Annotated in this window: 22 protein-coding genes; 16 read left to right on the forward strand and 6 right to left on the reverse strand. The window is 34.9% G+C overall.

Features of this window, described 5'->3' with window-relative positions; all coding sequences use genetic code 11:
- The first annotated feature begins 8 nt into the window (after positions 1–8).
- From rplF to eno, 16 genes are all read left to right on the forward strand, one after another.
- Complete coding sequence (gene rplF / locus HNS40_RS02165; protein ID WP_172276963.1) at positions 9–563, forward strand: 50S ribosomal protein L6; 555 nt, start codon at positions 9–11, stop codon at positions 561–563.
- A 53-nt stretch (positions 564–616) separates the two neighbouring features.
- Entirely contained in the window at positions 617–979 is a 363-nt protein-coding gene (gene rplR, locus HNS40_RS02170) for a 50S ribosomal protein L18 (protein ID WP_172276966.1), read from the forward strand.
- Positions 980–985: 6 nt separating this feature from the next.
- Positions 986–1,504: a 30S ribosomal protein S5 gene (gene rpsE, locus HNS40_RS02175; protein WP_172276969.1), complete on the forward strand. Its 519-nt coding sequence runs from the start codon at positions 986–988 to the stop codon at positions 1,502–1,504.
- 11 nt (positions 1,505–1,515) lie between these two features.
- Positions 1,516–1,698 carry a 50S ribosomal protein L30 gene (gene rpmD, locus HNS40_RS02180; protein ID WP_172276972.1) on the forward strand — a complete coding sequence of 61 codons (183 nt, stop codon included), beginning with the start codon at positions 1,516–1,518 and terminating at the stop codon, positions 1,696–1,698.
- A gap of 11 nt (positions 1,699–1,709) precedes the next feature.
- Positions 1,710–2,156, forward strand: coding sequence for a 50S ribosomal protein L15 (gene rplO / locus HNS40_RS02185; protein ID WP_172276975.1), 447 nt, complete (start codon positions 1,710–1,712; stop codon positions 2,154–2,156).
- An 11-nt stretch (positions 2,157–2,167) separates the two neighbouring features.
- Complete coding sequence (secY, locus tag HNS40_RS02190) at positions 2,168–3,529, forward strand: preprotein translocase subunit SecY (protein WP_172276978.1); 1,362 nt, start codon at positions 2,168–2,170, stop codon at positions 3,527–3,529.
- Positions 3,530–3,531: 2 nt separating this feature from the next.
- A complete protein-coding gene (gene map / locus HNS40_RS02195) occupies positions 3,532–4,323 on the forward strand; it encodes a type I methionyl aminopeptidase (RefSeq protein ID WP_172276982.1) in 792 nt (263 codons plus the stop codon).
- Between the two features lie 7 nt (positions 4,324–4,330).
- Positions 4,331–4,549, forward strand: a complete 219-nt coding sequence (gene infA / locus HNS40_RS02200) for a translation initiation factor IF-1 (RefSeq protein WP_172276985.1) — start codon at positions 4,331–4,333, stop codon at positions 4,547–4,549.
- Positions 4,550–4,556: 7 nt separating this feature from the next.
- Positions 4,557–4,673, forward strand: coding sequence for a type B 50S ribosomal protein L36 (gene ykgO / locus HNS40_RS02205; RefSeq protein WP_172276988.1), 117 nt, complete (start codon positions 4,557–4,559; stop codon positions 4,671–4,673).
- 25 nt (positions 4,674–4,698) lie between these two features.
- Entirely contained in the window at positions 4,699–5,076 is a 378-nt protein-coding gene (gene rpsM / locus HNS40_RS02210; protein WP_172276991.1) for a 30S ribosomal protein S13, read from the forward strand.
- A gap of 32 nt (positions 5,077–5,108) precedes the next feature.
- A complete protein-coding gene (rpsK, locus tag HNS40_RS02215; RefSeq protein ID WP_172276994.1) occupies positions 5,109–5,501 on the forward strand; it encodes a 30S ribosomal protein S11 in 393 nt (130 codons plus the stop codon).
- Between the two features lie 67 nt (positions 5,502–5,568).
- Positions 5,569–6,171: a 30S ribosomal protein S4 gene (gene rpsD, locus HNS40_RS02220; RefSeq protein ID WP_172276999.1), complete on the forward strand. Its 603-nt coding sequence runs from the start codon at positions 5,569–5,571 to the stop codon at positions 6,169–6,171.
- 36 nt (positions 6,172–6,207) lie between these two features.
- Positions 6,208–7,200, forward strand: a complete 993-nt coding sequence (locus HNS40_RS02225) for a DNA-directed RNA polymerase subunit alpha (protein ID WP_172277002.1) — start codon at positions 6,208–6,210, stop codon at positions 7,198–7,200.
- A 5-nt stretch (positions 7,201–7,205) separates the two neighbouring features.
- Positions 7,206–7,730, forward strand: coding sequence for a 50S ribosomal protein L17 (gene rplQ, locus HNS40_RS02230; RefSeq protein WP_172277005.1), 525 nt, complete (start codon positions 7,206–7,208; stop codon positions 7,728–7,730).
- Between the two features lie 193 nt (positions 7,731–7,923).
- On the forward strand, positions 7,924–8,478 hold the full coding sequence (locus HNS40_RS02235; protein WP_172277009.1) for a hypothetical protein: 555 nt from the start codon (positions 7,924–7,926) through the stop codon (positions 8,476–8,478).
- Between the two features lie 155 nt (positions 8,479–8,633).
- A complete protein-coding gene (eno, locus tag HNS40_RS02240; RefSeq protein WP_172277012.1) occupies positions 8,634–9,923 on the forward strand; it encodes a phosphopyruvate hydratase in 1,290 nt (429 codons plus the stop codon).
- A 70-nt stretch (positions 9,924–9,993) separates the two neighbouring features.
- Here eno and HNS40_RS02245 read toward each other — a convergent pair whose 3' ends face one another.
- The 6 genes from HNS40_RS02245 to HNS40_RS02270 all read right to left on the reverse strand — a co-directional run bounded on the left by HNS40_RS02245 (position 9,994) and on the right by HNS40_RS02270 (position 15,227).
- Positions 9,994–10,788 (reverse strand): thymidylate synthase, encoded by a 795-nt coding sequence (locus tag HNS40_RS02245; protein WP_172277015.1) that lies wholly within the window; start codon positions 10,786–10,788, stop codon positions 9,994–9,996.
- A 27-nt stretch (positions 10,789–10,815) separates the two neighbouring features.
- The gene (locus HNS40_RS02250) at positions 10,816–12,069 is read right to left on the reverse strand and encodes a nucleoside permease (protein WP_172277018.1); all 1,254 of its coding nucleotides are present in this window, start codon (positions 12,067–12,069) and stop codon (positions 10,816–10,818) included.
- A gap of 28 nt (positions 12,070–12,097) precedes the next feature.
- Positions 12,098–12,679, reverse strand: a complete 582-nt coding sequence (locus HNS40_RS02255; protein WP_172277021.1) for a bifunctional nuclease family protein — start codon at positions 12,677–12,679, stop codon at positions 12,098–12,100.
- A gap of 123 nt (positions 12,680–12,802) precedes the next feature.
- On the reverse strand, positions 12,803–13,120 hold the full coding sequence (locus HNS40_RS02260) for a metal-sulfur cluster assembly factor (RefSeq protein ID WP_172277024.1): 318 nt from the start codon (positions 13,118–13,120) through the stop codon (positions 12,803–12,805).
- 5 nt (positions 13,121–13,125) lie between these two features.
- Entirely contained in the window at positions 13,126–14,424 is a 1,299-nt protein-coding gene (locus HNS40_RS02265; RefSeq protein ID WP_172277027.1) for a hypothetical protein, read from the reverse strand.
- Positions 14,421–15,227: a DUF2249 domain-containing protein gene (locus tag HNS40_RS02270; RefSeq protein WP_172277030.1), complete on the reverse strand. Its 807-nt coding sequence runs from the start codon at positions 15,225–15,227 to the stop codon at positions 14,421–14,423. The genes HNS40_RS02265 and HNS40_RS02270 overlap by 4 nt, the downstream gene beginning before the upstream one ends.
- Positions 15,228–15,709: the final 482 nt, after the last annotated feature.

Below are 15,709 nucleotides of genomic sequence, written 5' to 3' on the forward strand. Positions count from 1 at the left end.
GAATAATAATGTCAAGAATCGGAAAATTACCCATTCCTGTTACCTCAGGAGTTACTGTTGAAGTTTCAAAAGAAAACTTGGTCACAGTAAAGGGAAAATTAGGCGAATTGCAACAACAAGTAGATCCTGCTATTACTCTTAAAATAGAGGATGGAATAGTTACTTTAGATCGTGCTACAGAATCAAAAGACCATCGCTCAAAGCATGGATTATATAGATCTTTGATTTCAAACATGATTCAAGGTGTTTCAGAAGGATTCAAAACGGTACAAGAATTAGTTGGTGTAGGTTATAAAGTAGATGTTCAAGGTCAAGTTTTAGACTTTGCTTTGGGTTTCTCTCACCATGTGTATTTTGTGCTTCCTGAAGAAGTAAAGGCAGAAGCTGTTACTGAAAGAGGTAAGAATCCTACCTTAACTATGACTTCACACGATAAGCAATTATTAGGTCAAGTTGCAGCTAAAGTAAGATCATTACGTAAGCCTGAGCCATATAAAGGAAAGGGAATCAAATTCCAAGGTGAAGAGCTTAGAAAGAAAGTTGGTAAATCAGCCGCTAAGTAATAATTAATTATACTTGCCTGGTGATAAAGCCAGGGAATTAATGTCTTTAGAAAATGAAAGTAAAGAACAGAAAAGAGTATCGTAGACTCAAAATAAAGAGACGTATCAGAAAGACCGTTGAAGGTAGTGCTGTTCGTCCAAGAATGACTGTTTTTAGAAGTAATAAACAGATTTATGTTCAGCTTGTGGATGATGCTGCAGGACATACTGTACTTGCTGCTTCTTCAACAGAGGAGAATATTGTCGGACAAAAAGTAACAAAAATTGAACAGGCTGCATTAGTAGGTAAACTCGTTGCCGAAAAAGCAAAAGAAGCTGGTATCACCGAAGTTGTTTTTGATCGTAACGGATATTTGTATCATGGTCGTATTAAATCATTAGCTGAAGCTGCTAGAACTAGCGGCCTAAAATTATAATCAATTATGGCAAATAAGAATTTAAAAAGAGTAAAATCCAGCGAAATTGAATTCAAAGATAGACTGGTTAGTATTCAAAGAGTAACAAAAGTTACAAAAGGTGGTAGAACCTTTAGCTTTTCAGCTATTGTTGTAGTTGGAAACGAGAATGGTGTCGTAGGTTATGGTTTAGGTAAAGCAAACGAAGTATCTGCAGCAATTGCTAAAGGTGTTGATGATGCTAAGAAACATTTAATAAAAATTCCTGTTCTTAAAGGAACATTACCTCACGAACAAACTGGCCGCTATAGCGGTGCACGAGTATTTATGAAGCCTGCTGCTCCTGGTACTGGAGTAATTGCTGGTGGAGCGATGCGTGCTGTTTTTGAGAGTGTGGGAGTTAAGGATGTATTAGCAAAATCTAAAGGTTCATCAAATCCACACTCAGTGGTAAAGGCGACTATAGATGCTTTGACTAACCTCAGAGATCCAAAAACAATAGCACAGCTTAGAAATGTTGATTTAGACACAGTATTTAACGGATAAAATCAGGCATAATGGAAAGAAAAGTAAGAATCAAGCAGGTAAGAAGTAGAATTGGTCATCCAAAAGATCAAAAAGCAACCCTTGACGCTCTTGGCCTGACTAAAATGAATCAGGTTAAAGAACTAACGTTGAATGGTCCTTTAGAGGGTATGGTCAACAAAGTGAAACATTTATTACTAATCGAAGAAATTTAAATTATATAATCATGGATTTAAGTAATTTAAAACCGGCAGAGGGAGCAACTCACTCAGATAAAAGAATTGGTCGTGGACAAGGATCTGGCAAAGGTGGAACATCTACTAGAGGTCATAAAGGTGCAAAGTCACGTTCTGGTTACAAACGTAAAAGAGGATTTGAAGGTGGTCAAATGCCATTATTCAGACGCGTTCCTAAATTTGGTTTCAAAAATATAAATAGAGTAGAGTATCGCGGTATTAACGTGGACGCTATTCAGAAAATTGCTGAAGAATTAGAACTTCAAGCAATAACAATAGACGTTTTAATTGAGAATGGTTTGGTTAACAAGAAAGATAGAGTTAAAGTATTGGGAAGAGGTGAGTTGACAGCTAAAGTGGACATAACAGCCCATGCCTTTTCTGCGTCTGCAACTAAATTAATCGAAGCACAAGGTGGTACAGCAACTACCATTTAAAACCAATTTTCATGAAAAAACTAATCGAAACTATTAGAAATATCTTTAAAATAGAGGATCTTCGCAAGAGGATTCTCTATACCTTAGGTGTTATTCTGATATATAGACTGGGATCTTATGTGGTTCTGCCAGGTGTAGATCCTACTCAGTTAGCAGCATTAAAAAATCAAACTGATTCAGGATTATTAGGCTTATTGAATATGTTCTCTGGTGGAGCATTTTCTAATGCATCTATTTTTGCATTGGGTATCATGCCTTATATTTCTGCTTCTATTGTGATTCAGCTGTTAGGAATGGCTATTCCCTATTTTCAGAAACTACAGAAAGAAGGAGAAAGTGGAAGAAATAAAATCAATCAAATTACACGTTGGTTAACTGTTGCAATTACTGCATTTCAGGCTCCAGCGTATATTACTAATTTGATTTCTCAACTTCCTGCACAAGCAATTTCACCTTTTGACCCTAATATTACATCTCCTACTACATTTTTTTGGATATCTAGCATCCTAATATTAGTTGCTGGAACTTTATTTGTAATGTGGTTAGGTGAAAGAATTACAGAAAAAGGAATTGGAAACGGTATCTCTCTTATCATTATGATAGGTATTATTGCGAACTTACCTTTCGCTTTATTCAGTGAGTTTGCTTCTCGTATGGAGCAGTCTGGAGGAGGATTGGTGGTGTTTATTATTGAAATTGCAGTATTAGTATTTGTTGTGCTGTTAACTATTCTTCTTGTACAAGGTACACGCCGTATTCCAGTGCAGTATGCTAAAAGAATTGTTGGTAATAAACAGTATGGTGGTGTTCGCCAGTATATTCCTTTAAAGGTTAATGCTGCAGGTGTTATGCCTATCATCTTTGCTCAGGCAATTATGTTCTTACCCATTACTTTTGCTGGTTTTTCTGAATCAGAAGGAATGAGTGCTTTTGCAGCAACTTTTTCCAATATCAATGGGTTTTGGTATAACTTAGTATTCTTTATCGTTATTATTATCTTCACCTATTTCTATACAGCGGTTACAATTAACCCTAATCAAATGGCTGATGATATGAAGAAAAATGGTGGTTTTATTCCCGGTGTTAAGCCTGGTAAGAAAACTGCTGAATTCTTGGATGATGTAATGTCTAAAATAACTTTACCTGGATCTATATTCCTAGGTTTAGTTGCTATTATGCCTGCATTTGTTAGTGTTGTTGGAGTTAGTAGTCAGTTTGCTCAATTTTATGGTGGTACATCTTTACTTATTATGGTAGGTGTAGTATTAGATACATTACAGCAAATTGAAAGTCATCTTTTGATGCGTCATTATGATGGGCTTACTAAATCTGGTAGAATTAAAGGAAGAGGCGGAGCTGCTTCTGGAATGTAAGAATGGCAAAAGATAAAGTTACTATTAAAACTGAAGAAGAGATTGATCTTCTTAGAAAAAGTTCTTTACTTGTTGGTAGAACTCTGGCAGAAATCGCCAAAGTCATTGAGCCTGGCGTGAGTACCGCAAAATTAGATCGATTAGCTGAAGAGTTTATTAGAGATAATGGTGCTGTTCCTGGGTTTAAAGGTTATGGCGGTTTTCCAGCTACCTTATGCATGAGCATCAACGAAGAAGTTGTTCATGGAATACCTGGAGATCGTATCATTAATGATGGAGATGTTGTTTCGGTGGATTGTGGAACATTAATGAATGGTTTTTATGGAGACTCTGCCTATACCTTTGCAGTTGGAAATGTAAAGGAAGAAGTACTCAGATTGCTAGAAGTAACAAAAGAATCCTTATATAAAGGAATCGAACAAGCTGTTACTGGAAAACGTGTTGGAGATATTGGATTTGCCATTCAAAATCATGTTGAGCAGTTTGGATATGGAGTGGTTCGAGATTTAGTTGGGCATGGATTGGGAAGAAATTTGCATGAGAAGCCGGAAATACCTAATTTTGGCCGCCGTGGTTCAGGTCCTAAACTTCAGGAGCGTATGGTAATAGCAATTGAGCCCATGATAACACTGGGAACCTTTGATATTGCACAGGATCCGGATGGTTGGACTATTCGAACTTTGGATAATTTACCCGCTGCTCACTTTGAGCATGATGTAGTTATTCGAAGAGGAAAAGCAGAGATTCTGTCAAGTTTTGAGTTTATTGAAGAAGTTTTAAGAAAAAAAGAGTAAGATTATTATGGCAAAACAAATGTCAATTGAACAAGATGGTAAGGTGATCGAATCACTTGGAAACGCCATGTTTAGAGTAGAATTTGAAAATGGGCATATCATTACTGCACATATAAGTGGAAAAATGAGAATGCACTATATTAAAATTTTACCTGGTGACAAAGTTAAAGTGGAAATGTCGCCATATGATCTATCAAAAGGAAGAATAACATTTAGATACAAATAAACGAGCAATGAAAATTAGAGCGTCTGTAAAAAAGAGAAGTGCTGAGTGCAAGATTGTACGCAGAAAAGGAAGATTATATGTAATCAACAAGAAAAATCCCAAGTTTAAACAACGTCAGGGATAAAAATTATTTTTAATAAGTTAAGTGTATGGCTAGGATTGCAGGTATAGATTTACCTAAACAAAAAAGAGGAGAAATTGGTTTGACTTACATCTTCGGAATTGGAAGAAGTAGTGCTCAAAGCATTTTAACTGAAGCTGGAATCGATTGGAGCAAGAAAGTTCAAGATTGGTCAGATGCAGAACAAAAACAGATTCGTGATATTTTAGCAAAAAGCTATTTGATCGAAGGTGAATTACGTTCTGAAGTTCAGATGAACATCAAGAGACTTATGGACATCGGTTGTTATCGTGGAATTCGTCATCGTATTGGTTTACCATTACGTGGACAATCTACTAAGAATAACGCTCGTACCAGAAAAGGTAGAAAAAAGACTGTTGCTGGAAAGAAGAAGGCAATTAAATAAAATCTAGATTAAAACATTAGAAGTTTTTAATTATGGCAAAAAAGACAAAAAAGGTAACGAAGAAAAGAGTCGTTAAGATAGAGGCAGCTGGTAAAGCTTTTGTAAATGCTTCTTTCAATAACGTTATCATTTCTTTGACCAATAATCAAGGACAAGTTATTTCTTGGTCGTCTGCAGGTAAAATGGGATTTAGAGGTTCTAAGAAGAACACACCATATGCTGCACAGATGGCTGCAGGAGATTGCGCAAAAGTGGCTTTTGATTTAGGTTTAAGAAAGGTGAAAGTTTACGTGAAAGGACCAGGAGCAGGACGTGATTCTGCTATCCGTACTATCCATTCTCACGGAATTGAAGTTACCGAGATTAAGGATGTAACTCCATTACCACATAATGGGTGTAGACCTCCAAAGAAAAGAAGAGTATAATAACAAAGTATGTAACTAGTTTCAGCTTTACTGATAATTTTTTAGCTGAAACAAAATAAATTAGATTATGGCAAGATATATTGGTCCAAAGACTAAAATTGCACGTAAGTTCCGTGAGCCTATTTTCGGCCCGGATAAAAGCTATGAGAAGAAAAATTATCCTCCAGGACAACACGGACCTAATGCTCGCAGAAAGAAAGTTTCTGAGTATGGAATCCAGCTGAAGGAAAAACAAAAAGCTAAATACACTTACGGTGTCTTAGAAAGACAATTTAGAAACTTATTCAAAAAAGCTTCAAGTAAAAAAGGAATCACCGGTGAAGTATTATTACAATTAATCGAAGCTCGTTTAGACAATACGGTTTACAGACTAGGTATTGCCCCAACAAGATCAGCTGCTCGTCAATTTGTATCTCATCGTCATGTAACCGTAAATGGCAAAGTAGTTAATATTCCTTCTTACAGCCTACGTCCAGGTGATGTAGTAGCAGTTAGAGAAAGGTCAAAATCCTTGGAAGTTGTAACAAATGCAATAGCATCTAGAATAAATTATCCTTGGTTAGAGTGGGATGAAGATAAGTTTGCTGGAAAATTTGTAAGTTTCCCTGAAAGAGCAGACATACCTGAAACTATCAACGAACAGTTGATTGTTGAACTCTATTCGAAATAAGAAATAAATTAATAACCAAGATAAAAGGAACGTTATATGGCTATTTTAGCTTTCCAGAAACCAGATAAAGTAATCATGATAGAATCGACAGATTCGAAAGGACTATTTGAATTTCGTCCTCTAGAACCTGGATTCGGGATTACTATTGGCAATGCTCTAAGAAGAATTTTATTGTCTTCTCTTGAGGGATTCGCCATTACAAGTATTAGAATCGAAGGTGTTGACCATGAATTCTCATCTATCAAAGGGGTTATAGAGGATGTTACAGACATCATCCTTAACCTTAAGAAAGTAAGATTCAAGCAACAAATTGACTCTGAAACTAGTGAAAAAGTAAATGTGGTTATTGGCGATCAAGAAACGTTCAAGGCAGGAGACATCAACAAGTACCTTTCTGTATTTCAAGTATTAAATCCTGAGCAGGTAATTTGTCATATGGAACCATCCGTTAAATTGAATGTGGAAATCACTATTCAAAAAGGAAGAGGGTATGTACCTGCTGAAGAAAATAAGAACGTGAATGATCCGATTGGAACTGTAGCTATAGATTCTATTCATACTCCCATTAAAAATGTGAAGTTTGATGTAGAAAACTATAGAGTTGAACAAAAAACTGATTATGAAAAATTAGTTTTTGATATCGACACTGATGGTTCTATCAGCCCAAAAGATGCATTGCAGGAAGCAGCGAAAATTCTAATTCATCACTTCATGTTATTCTCAGATGAGAAGATCTCTTTAGAAACTGAAGAGAAATCTGTATCAGAAGAATTCGATGAAAATACCCTACATGTACGTCAGTTATTAAAAACAAAATTAGTGGATATGGACTTGTCAGTTCGTGCTCTAAATTGTTTGAAAGCTGCAGATGTAGAAACTTTAGGTGAACTTGTAGCATTCAACAAGAATGACTTATTAAAATTCAGAAACTTCGGAAGAAAATCTCTTACAGAGTTAGAAGAATTAGTGAAAAACAAGAGCCTTGAATTTGGAATGAATACTGCTAAGTACAAATTAGATAAGGATTAATTGACATGAGACATAATAAGAAATTTAATCATTTAGGAAGAAGAAGTGCGCATAGAAAAGCCATGCTTTCTAATATGGCAACCTCTCTTATCATACACAAGAGAATAAAAACTACAGTTGCCAAAGCTAAAGCACTTAAAATCTATGTTGAACCATTGATTACTAAATCAAAGACAGATAGCACACATTCAAGAAGAGTTGTATTTGCTTACTTAAAAAGCAAAGATGCTGTTACTGAATTATTCAGAGACATCTCTATGAAAGTGGCTGACCGTCCAGGTGGTTACACTAGAATAATCAAATTAGGAACTCGTTTAGGTGACAATGCTGAAATGTGTATGATCGAATTAGTAGATTATAACGAGCATATGTTAAGCACTAAAGAGACTAAGAAGAAGTCTAGAAGAAGCCGTCGTGGTGGTGGTGCAACAAAAACTGCAGAAGCAGCAGCAGAGAAAACTGTTGAAGCTAAAGCAGAAGAAGTTACCGAAGCAAAAGAAGAAGCTACAGAAGAAAAGAAAGCTGAATAGTCTTTTGAAAAAAGTTGTGGAGCCTGATATCGAAAATATCGGGCTTTTTTGGATCTTGATAATGACTTGTTTTTAGGATTTATTCTTTTTATATTTGGTATATATTTAACATAAGACTAGAAACTGAGATTTTATTTATTTTAATTTGATTCAGAATCTGGCCTTTTATTATTCACATATTAAAAAATACATTATGAAAAAAGCTTTATTATTATTATCGGTAGTACTACTTGTTTCGTTTATTTCAAGTTGTGAAAATAGAGATGTTAATCCATTTGATGAAAACCCTTCTGATGTTCAACTAAAGTCAAATTCCAATGAAAATTCAGATTGTTTCCAAGAAGTGATTGGTGAATTATCTCAAGGAGAGTATTTAATTACAAAAAGTACCATTGAGATTAAAACCAAATGGGAGGACGTATTAAATAAAAACAATGACTTGTCAGTAGTGCTGGATGAAATTACTATAGTTAATATTAACGGATATCACATTTTAAAAGGTGTTGATCTCACTAACCATTCTGTTTCTATTATTCCATTGGTTTTGAAGGATGGTAAACTATATGAGATGAAGGCAGCACCAGGTGGTGGTTATACTGTTACTTGTTCAGGATGTACTAGTACAGGGGCTAGTTCCTCTGGTGAATGTGAACCACAAATAAATCCACAGAATGGTTACTATTGTACGGACTGTAGTGAAGGAAAGTGTACAAAAACTACTACATATGATCCATCTGGAATTCTTTAGAAAATAAACATCTTTAATCTAAATAAGTTAAAAGGGCTGATTTTTTCAGACCTTTTTTTTTGCGCAAAATTTAATTTCGTATCTTCGCTGCTCAATTGAAAATACAAAGATATTTCAATTAAAAAATTTAATAAACCGTTTAAAAAATTAGTGAAATGGGAGCAATAACCAACATTCATGCAAGAGAAATTTTGGACTCAAGAGGGAATCCAACAGTAGAAGTAGATGTATTTACAAGTAATGGTATCGTAGGCCGTGCGGCTGTCCCTTCTGGAGCTAGTACCGGTGTTCACGAAGCTGTTGAGTTACGTGATGATGACAAGAATAGATTCTTAGGTAAAGGTGTTCTTAATGCTGTTCAAAATGTAAACAAAATTTTGAATGATGAGCTTAAAGGAATGTATGTAACTGACCAAATTGATATCGATACTAGAATGATCGAAATCGATGGTACTCCAAATAAAGCAAAATTGGGTGCTAACGCTATGTTAGGTGTAAGTTTAGCTTGTGCTAATGCTGCTGCTCAAGAAACAGGACAGTATCTTTATAGATATATCGGTGGAACAAGTGCTAATACACTTCCTATTCCAATGATGAACATCCTTAATGGTGGTTCTCACGCTGATAATAGTATCGATTTCCAAGAGTTTATGATTATGCCTGCTGGTGCTGAGCGTTTCTCAGAGGCTTTAAGAATGGGTGCTGAAGTTTTCCATAATCTTAAATCAGTTTTAAAGAAACAAGGTTACTCAACAAACGTTGGTGATGAGGGTGGATTTGCTCCAAACCTTAAATCTAATGAAGAGGCTTTAACACTAATCTTACAAGCTATTGAGAAGGCTGGATACCGTCCTGGTGAAGATATCTTTATCGCTTTAGATCCAGCTTCTGCTGAATATTTTCTACCAGAAGAAAATATGTATCACCTTAAATGGTCAACAGGGGATAAATTAACTCCTGGTCAGATGGTTGATTTTTGGGATAATTGGGCTAAGAAATACCCTATTGTATCAATTGAAGATGGTATGAGTGAAGATGATTGGGATGGTTGGAAATTAATGACTGAAAGATTGGGTGATAAAATTCAATTAGTAGGTGATGATTTATTTGTAACTAATACTGATAGATTATCAATGGGTATTGAAAAAGATATCGCTAACTCTATTCTAATTAAAGTGAACCAAATTGGTACATTAACAGAAACTATCAACGCTGTTAAGATGGCACAATCTAATAGTTATACTGCTGTGATGAGCCACCGATCTGGTGAAACTGAAGATACTACTATTGCTGATTTAGCTGTAGCTTTAAATACTGGTCAAATCAAGACTGGTTCTGCTAGCCGTTCTGATAGAATAGCAAAATATAACCAATTATTACGCATTGAAGAAATCTTAGGAAGTGCTGCTTATTTCCCAGGAAAAGACTTCAAATATGTGAAGTAATTAGAAAATGAACAAAAAAAATCCATCATTGAGAAATGATGGATTTTTTTTATGCTTTTTTTGAGGATGTTTAAACCGCAATATCCCCTTTTATAGTAGGATGAGCCTCATAATTAACAAGCTCAAAATCTTCAATCTTAAAGTCGAAGATGCTTTTGACTTCAGGATTGAGTTTCATGGTAGGTAGTTCTTTAGTATTACGAGTAAGTTGGAGTTTTACTTGGTCCATGTGATTATTGTAAATATGAGCATCACCTATAGTATGCACAAAATCTCCTGGCTCAAGTCCAGTAACTTGGGCTATCATCATAGTTAGAAGTGCGTAACTTGCAATATTAAATGGTACCCCTAAAAAGATATCTGCGCTGCGTTGGTAGAGTTGACAGCTCAACTTTCCATTGGCTACATAAAACTGGAAAAGTATATGACAAGGAGGCAGTGCCATCTTCGAAATCTCACTTACATTCCATGCATTTACTATATGACGCCTAGAGTCTGGATTGTTTTGAATTGAATCAATGATTTGGCTAATTTGATCAACATGTTGTCCATCGGCGCTAGGCCATGAACGCCACTGATAACCATAAATAGGACCTAGGTCACCATTTTCGTCGGCCCATTCATTCCAAATCCTCACTTTGTTTTCTTGAAGATACTTCACATTGGTATCACCTTTTAAAAACCACAATAACTCGTGAATGATAGAGCGTAGGTGCAGCTTTTTAGTGGTAGTAATCGGAAAGCCTTTAGTTAGATCGAAACGCATCTGATGTCCAAAAACACTCTTTGTTCCTGTTCCTGTTCTGTCCGTTTTCTCGGTGCCTTCCTCTAAAACTCTTTCTAGTAGGTTTAAGTATTGAATCATGTTTTGTTTTCGTCTTTATTATAAACTCTAATGTGCTATTTCACCAATTTTTTCTGGTTCATGTTTGTGCTTAAACATCAAGGCGAAAGCCACAGTTATAAGGAGTGAATAGATTGCAAAAGAAGTCCATATTTCTTGCCACATATAATTTCCATCATTATTTAAGAAGAATTTATCAATAATAATACCGCTCGACCATGAGCCTAAAATTGCACCAAAGCCGTTTGTCATCATCATAAATAGACCTTGAGCACTGGCTCTAATTTTAGAATCTGTTTGTGTTTCTACGAACAGAGACCCCGAAATATTAAAGAAGTCAAAAGCCATTCCGTATACAATATTTGAAAGAATAATCATCCATAAATAATCAGCTGGATTTCCATAACCGAATAATGCAAACCTAATAACCCATGCTATCATACTCATAAGCATCACTTTTTTAATACCAAATCTTTTCAAAAAGAATGGTATAGCAAGTATAAATAAGGTTTCTGATATTTGTGAAATGGACATGATAATCGCTGGGTATTCTATCACCAATAGATCTTTGTATTCTGGAATTTTAGCAAAATCGTGAAGGAATGTATCACCATACATATTGGTAAGCTGTAAAGAAGCACCAAGTAACATGGAGAAGATAAAGAACATGGCCATTTTAGAGTTCTTAAATAAGGCAAATGCATTCAAACCAAGTGTATCAACAAAAGACTTTGTTTCGATATCTTTACTCACTTCACACTTAGGTAGCGTAAATGAATATAAGCCTAGAATTACAGAGGCGATACTAGCCACATAAAATTGCATGGAAGATGTTTCAATCTTTAATAAACTTACTGTCCACATGGCTATGATAAATCCTATGGTTCCATAAACTCTAATAGGTGGGTATTCTTTTACAATGTCTTTTTTGGCTTTATTGAGAGCTGAATATGCTACTGTAATTGAAAGTGAGATAGTTGGCATGTAAAAAATCATATTAATCAGCATGACCCAAAAGAATGTATTTGGATCGTTTATTTGTGGAAGGTAGGCTAATACTCCTGCTCCAATGATATGAAATATACCTAGTAACTTTTCTGCATTGATCCATCTGTCAGCAATAATTCCTGATAGTGCAGGCATAATCAAGGAGGCGATTCCCATGGTTGAAAATATGATTCCAAAGTCGGCACCAGACCATCCTTTATTTTGAAACCAATATCCTCCAATAGTAATAAGCCAAGCCCCCCAGATGAAAAACTGGAGGAAGTTCATGATGATTAAACGATTCTTAATACTCATATGGTCATTTATTTATGGTTAAATATGTTTATTGATTTTTTCTTCTGCCTATTTCATCTCGAATGACCGAGGCTTTTTCGTATTCTTCATTCTCAATAGCACTTTTTAAGGATTCTTCTAATTCCATCAGATTTAAAATTTCCAATTCATTATCTACCTCTTCATTCAATGATTCCACTTCAAAGCCCATTTCATCTTCTATTTCCATCACTACACCAGCACTAGCCATTACATGTTCGTAGGTGTAAATTGGACAGTCGAAGCGCAAAGCAATGGCTACAGCGTCGGAGGTTCTGCTGTCTAGTTCGATTTCGTTAGTTCCATCAAAACAAACCAATGCACTATAAAAAATGCCTTCAAGGAATTTATTGATGATGACTTCTCTCACTGTAATATTATAGGTTTCAGCAAAGGTTTTAAATAGATCATGGGTGAGGGGTCTTGCTGGTTTCATCTTTTCTACCTCAATAGCAATGGCTTGAGCTTCTAGCCCACCAACTATGATGGGAAGCCTTCTATTTCCTTTTTTTTCGTCTAAAATGAGCGCATAAGCTGAGCTCTGGGAGTGGCTATAGGATAAGCCAAATATTTTCAATTCTATCTTTTGCATAATCTTAAAAAAGTGTAACAAATGTACATTATTTTTTGAATTTGAGCTCAGGATTCGGTAATAATAAGGCATGAAAAAAGCCAAAGTTCTCACTTCAGCTCTCTCTATTTTGTATAGGCTGTTCTACTGGTTCAATGCAGATTTGCCTTCATCTGTAATCATTGATGGTGTCCATTGAGGCTCCCATACTAAATCAACTTGTACTTCATATTCTGAGTATTCGTTTTCAATAACGGTTTTTACATGGTTGATTATGGTATCTCCAACAGGGCATCCTCTAGCTGATAATGTCATGATGACTTGAATTTTCTTTTCATCTTCTTGGTGATGTATCTCGTAGATTAAACCTAAATCTACTATATTTATGGCTACTTCAGGATCAATAACTGTTTTAATTTGGTTAAGAATATTTTGTTCTGTTTTTGTAAGATTATCTAACATGGGATTTATTTTAATGGTTTCAAATTCTCTTTATGTAAAACGATTTTCATTGTATTGTAAGTATAGAGGAAAGCTGTAATAAACAAGGCAATAACTCCTCCATAAAATGTAAGTTTGCAATGAACAAATAGGCTAATATTCAATAGTATAATTGCGGTGATAAAACTGTAATAATGAGCATTTGCTATTTTCTCTGAATATAGGTCAGCCGGAAGTGGAGTTTTGAATTTCCCTACTTTATCTTGATATCTGGCCAGCCAAAGAATAAAAGGAAGTGTTTTATACATTTGTCCTAAAATAAGGGAGGTGAAGAATCCCAAAATAAGATTCATTCCAAATGCCAAGCTCAGCGGTATAATTTGAGCTGATAGAAAATCAGGAGCCAGAAATACCAATAATCCATTTATAAAACTTGCAGCCAATAAAAGGAAGGATAGAACGGTCAATTTCATTCCAATATCCAGTCTCTTTCTTAATCTGTTTTTATAGGCATCAAAATTATATCTTACAAATGAAGCCACTCCTAATAGAATCATAAGGCCAGCAATTTCTTTAGTCCATGATGGAAATGATAACAATAAAGAAACAACAAGAAAGGTTAGCCCTAAATTGGTGAGGGCATAGCTTATCTTAATATAAATGGTTTTCAAGTTGTGTACAATAAAGAACATTGGGAGTAAAATACTTGCTACTCCCATCACTAACATCAGAAACCATCCAATAAGACCAAGAGCTGCATGAGCTTTTAGCAGTTCAATGGGCGAAATCTGCATGAAATAGAATTTGTTATTTAACAAAATAGCTATGCCTAAAGCAACAGTAAGTGAAAGCCAAAATACAGAAGTGATGATAAAGTTATTCTGTGTGGATTTTACACGGGTTGTTCTTGCCGTTGCAACAAAATTGATGACAAACACGATAATGGAAAGAAGAACAAGACTTCCTCCAATAATGCTCATCCATTTTGGTGACGTATAGTTCTGCCAAAAGCTAAAACTCAAGAGGATGTTTCCAATGGCAAGGGTCCAGAAACTGAAATGAGCCATCTTTTCACTGTTAATTTTCACCTCCATTACTACAGGAATCAACTGGTAAAGAGCTCCGAAAATAACCATACTTACCCAGCCTAGAACGAGCATATGAGTAAAGCTTAATAGGTTTGGCCCAATAAAAGAGGCCAGAATATTCTCTCCCGATACCAACATCATAATAGAGGCTAATACCAAACTAAATGCACTATAGATATAATAGGGGATGACTACTCCTGGAGATGGAGCATTTTTTGTGCTTAATCCTGAATTCATGATTTAAATATGATAAGTTTAATATTAGCGCTGTCTATTTCTTTAGAAACAAATGAAAAGTCTCTGTTTTTCAATTCTGGTATTAGATATTGAGGAAGTTTTTTGTGATGAACAAATAGAGCGTTTTTTGAATCGATATTCTCAACAGCTTCAAGAATGCTCACCATTGGCATAGGCATTTCTAGATCTCGTACATCTAGTTCCGCCATTTTACCTTTGTACGCTTCTTCAACGTGCTCGAAACTCCAATCTTTATTAGGCTTTTCATTTTTAGGCTCCTCTAATTTCTCTTCAGAAGTTTTATATAATAATGTATGTACTTCTTGTTCTGTTGGACGGGTTGTTTGGTATGAAAATCCTTTATCTTTTAATATATTCAGAAGAGGGATAGGCTCAAAAGTATTGATGATTAATAAAGCTTGGTGCTCATTCATCGTTTTTAGTTGTGCCATAATTTTATTGAATGGATCTTCCCCCGAATTTAATATAGGGCGTACATCAAGGGTGATTTTCTCTAGGTGATTCATATTAATTTGTTTTTCTAATTCAGGTATATTTATGGTTTCTTTTGGTTGACAGTTCTCTATTTGGAATCCTATTTTGCTAAGTGCTTCCAGAATACTATCGCTACTTACTCCTCCAATTTTTGCCGCTTGTTTTACATTCACTCTAGGAGCTAGTAATTTGCGCAAAACTGGATTTTTTAATTTTTTAAAATTCGAATTGATTTGTGCAATGATTTCAATGGCTTGCTCATTCGACTTTATAATTTCCAATATCTTAGTATGTTCATTGATTATCATGAGGCAAATGTAAAAAAAGCAAATAGGTACGACAATACCTAAAAATAGGTATTTTGAATGAAAGAGAGAAAGTAAAATTCATGATAACTAAAAGTTTAGGAGATTTTAGACCAAATGGTTTTAAAATATTAACATAAAATTAACAATATATTTTTTGTTAAATTTAATTTAGCTAGGATAATGCCAGAATTAGGATTAAGTAGAGTTGAAAAATACTACATTAAATAAAAATCGAATAATAGAATAAATAAGAAAAAAAGTCTGTAAAATTTCAATCGTTTGCGGTTGAGAATTAAGGAGCTATAAATTCCGGAGAAATATTTGTGTAAGTAGTTGTACTAAAATATATTGATGGAAATTACACTGAAATAGGAGCTGGATAAAAATTCTGCGGTAATATCTTTCAAATATAGAAAAAAATCTTTTATGCATGCATATAATCAGCATATATATTTTTATATTTTTGTTGGGAACCAGACCTA

This window comes from Lentimicrobium sp. S6, assembly GCF_013166635.1.
Lineage (GTDB): Bacteria > Bacteroidota > Bacteroidia > Bacteroidales > UBA12170 > UBA12170.